The sequence below is a fragment of the Carboxylicivirga sp. genome (assembly GCF_982718395.1).
This window is the reverse complement of record NZ_CEXQWX010000290.1, coordinates 1-3,199: the sequence shown is the minus strand read 5'-3', so window position 1 is coordinate 3,199 and position 3,199 is coordinate 1. Positions and strand designations below refer to the sequence as shown.

General features: G+C 39.4%; 4 protein-coding genes. All 4 read left to right on the top strand.

Annotated features, from left to right (window positions below; genetic code table 11):
• A partial coding sequence (locus AC4MRQ_RS25390; protein ID WP_491200536.1) for a hypothetical protein occupies positions 1–212 on the top strand: 212 nt, incomplete at its 5' end.
• Between the two features lie 46 nt (positions 213–258).
• Positions 259–438, top strand: a complete 180-nt coding sequence (locus AC4MRQ_RS25385; RefSeq protein WP_491200535.1) for a hypothetical protein — start codon at positions 259–261, stop codon at positions 436–438.
• Between the two features lie 50 nt (positions 439–488).
• Positions 489–1,814 (top strand): hypothetical protein, encoded by a 1,326-nt coding sequence (locus tag AC4MRQ_RS25380; protein WP_491200534.1) that lies wholly within the window; start codon positions 489–491, stop codon positions 1,812–1,814.
• 163 nt (positions 1,815–1,977) lie between these two features.
• Positions 1,978–3,199 (top strand): autotransporter outer membrane beta-barrel domain-containing protein (locus AC4MRQ_RS25375; RefSeq protein ID WP_491200533.1); only part of this gene is annotated, 1,222 nt, incomplete at its 3' end.

The following is a 3,199-nucleotide window of genomic DNA, read 5'->3' as shown; positions in this document are numbered from 1 at the left end:
TTGAGCAGGAGAAGAAGATTGAAGGGCTGACGGAGGACCGAAGACGGGAGACAGAAGAGAATAACGAGAAGGTTAAGAGTTTAGAGTTTAAGGTTGAGGAGTTGAGTGAGGAGAGAAGAGCGATGAGAGGTGAGATGGATAAGGTGACGGAAGTAATGGAAGAACGTCTAAAAAAGATGGAGGCTTTGTTAGTGGAGTTGTTGAATCGATGATTTGGATAAAGAAACCCCCTAAAGAGCTTTGATTTACAGCTTGGGGATGACTGACCACAAATTGCATGGATTACACGAATTAGGACTTGCTGCGCAATTCATGCTTACGAAAGAAATAATAAAGGTGATAATTAAAGAATCGTGTACGGATATCCCTTTAGAGTTTGTCCCGATTCTTCAGGAGGCCAGAGGTGAGCGACAGAAAGTGAAAAAAGAAAGTAAATAATTGAAATAGCATGCACTGTGCACCAGGCACAGCGCACTAAAACTGAAAAAATGAAAAAACTAACGACTTTAATTTTAATGGGATTGGTTTGTGGGACTGTTTGGGGGCAGACTAATAGCGCAAATAATGAAAACATTACAGGAGAATGGACTTTTAGTGGTGATAGGTTTTATAGAGATGTCCAGTCTAGTAAACAAATGAGTAATATTATTAAAGTTGATGGGGTTAATAAGTGGCTTTGGAGAAAGTTAGCTAACTCACTAGACCTTCGTCTATATAGTTATGGAGTTCTAAAAGATATTTTAACTCTGCAATACGGAACTGGAAATATTGCCATTGGTAACTCGTCAAATTATACTGATGTTAGATTAACAACTCAGTCTCAAAATGCAAATTCAACTGCCTTTAGAAGTATAGGTAAAATAGATGTTTGGGGCAATAAACTAGATGCAGGTGATGTATTGGCAACAATACGGGGGTTTAATTACTCCGTGAATAGAGATGCTTACCTTTTAAAAGTTGGTGTAGCTGGAGCTTCAAATTGGGAGAAGTTTGTAATAAAAGGTAATGGTAATGTTGGTATTGGTTTAATAAACCCAACAGAGAAACTAACACTAAATTCTGGTAACATACAAGTTCAGAATGCAGATGATCAAGGATTAAAACTTTTACAAGGTGATGTTCGGAGGTTTGGTAAAATTGTGTTAAAAAAGGATGGAGGAACTGGAGTTGGAACGCCAAATACATTATTAATTGAAGCCGGAAATGAATATGGAGCACAATATGGTCAGCGGATTTTATTTAGAACTGCTAATAGTGATCGTTTAGTAATAGAACATGATGGTAAAATTGGCATCGGTACAACAACTCCCTCAGCCAAACTCGACGTAGCAGGTAATATCAAAGCCCAAGAAATAGAAGTAACCCTTGCCAGCATTAACGATATGCAATTGAACGGGACCTTGGCTGCCAACAATATTACCTACACTACCAATGGTAATACCGCCGACTTTGTTTTCGAAGAGAACTATCAATTAAAAGACCTAACTGAAGTAGAAGCTTTTATTAAAGCAAATAAGCACTTACCGGAAATTCCCTCGGCTGCAGAGATGGAAGAAGCAGGTGTAAACCTGGCGGAGATGAATAAGTTGTTGCTGATGAAGGTGGAGGAGTTGACACTTTATTCGATTGAGCAGGAGATGAAGATTGAGATGTTGACGGAGGACCGAAGACGGGAGACAGAGGAGAATAACGAGAAGGTTATGAGTTTAGAGTTTAAGGTTGAGGAGTTGAGTGATGAGAGGAGAGCAATAAGAGGTGAGATGGAAGAATTGAGGAAGATGGTATTGGAGTTGGTTAAGACACCAAACCCCTAAAGGAGCTTTGATTTACAGCTTGGAGTTGCGTGCTGATATCCTTTTAGAGCTTGTCCCGATTCTTCGGGAAGCTAGGGGGCGCGAAAGAAAGTGAAAAGAAGAAAATTAATAATTGTAAATAAAATGCACTGCACACCAGGCATAGTGCACTAAAACAAAAAAAATGAAAAAACTAACTACTTTAATTTTAATGGGAATGATTTGTGGGGCTGCTTGGGGGCAATGTGATTGTATAGGTGGAATTAATATTAATGCAGTCAACGGCACTGACGGGAATATTCAGGGAGATGTTTTAAAGGTTTGGAGGACTAGAGATACATCTATTGGCAGACCCACTGATTGGACTAGTATTTTACATGTTGGCGTAAATTCAAATAGTGATTTTCAGATTGGATCGTCTTATGCAGGCAGTAATGCTTTTTGGTTAAGAGGAAGGTATGATGTGAATGGAAGTTGGAATCCATGGCATCGGATAATTACCAATAAATATGCCATTTTCAATACGAATGGGACCTTTAGTGGAAGCATCCAATGTAATAATAACTTAAAGATAAGTGATGTTTCGGCAACACAAATAGAACTAACAGTTACTGGCTGGGGAGCGCAACATGGGTTATTATTTAATGCATACAAAGATGGAGATGGATATTTAACGAATGTAGCTAAGTATGCAAACGATGCGGGAAGTTATACAAATGGAGCAGGTGCAATTATTTTTACAGGTAATGGTGGTGCCATGGACTTTTATGTGTCACCTACATCAACAGGAAAAGATAATATAATAAATTGGGGTAGTTCGAGGCTTAGAATTAATAAGTATGGAAATGTTGGTATTGGTACAACCTCTCCGCAATCGAGGCTACATGTTGTAGGTGGTAACCTGGATATTGGAGATACAGGTTCTGAGAACTATTTACAGTTCAGGCGTTCTTCAGATGGAGCACCTCGCGGACTAATCGGATTGCATAATGATCAGGATTTTCGAATAGCTAATCATGGAGGTTATGGATACTTAACTTTTTATACCAATAGTGGAAGTGAAATGTCGGAGAGAGCGAGGATTACCCCAAGTGGTAATTTAGGCATCGGCACCACCACCCCTTCAGCCAAACTCGACGTCAACGGCAATATCAAAGCCCATGAAATAGAAGTAACGTTAGCCAGCATTGATGATATGCAACTCAACGGCACCTTGGCCGCCAATAATATTACCTACACCGCCAATGGCAATACTGCTGACTTTGTGTTCGAAGAGAACTATCAATTAAAAGACCTTACAGAAGTAGAAGCTTTTATTAAAGCCAATAAGCACTTACCTGAAATTCCCTCAGCTGCAGAGATGGAAGAAGCAGGTGTAAACCTGGCGGAGATGAATAAGTTGTTGC

What these genes read in the sequence shown, in the direction of transcription:
- AC4MRQ_RS25385 (WP_491200535.1), top strand. Translation starts at nt 259, where the DNA reads ATGACTGACCACAAATTGCATGGATTACACGAATTAGGACTTGCTGCG.
- AC4MRQ_RS25380 (WP_491200534.1), top strand. Translation starts at nt 489, where the DNA reads ATGAAAAAACTAACGACTTTAATTTTAATGGGATTGGTTTGTGGGACT.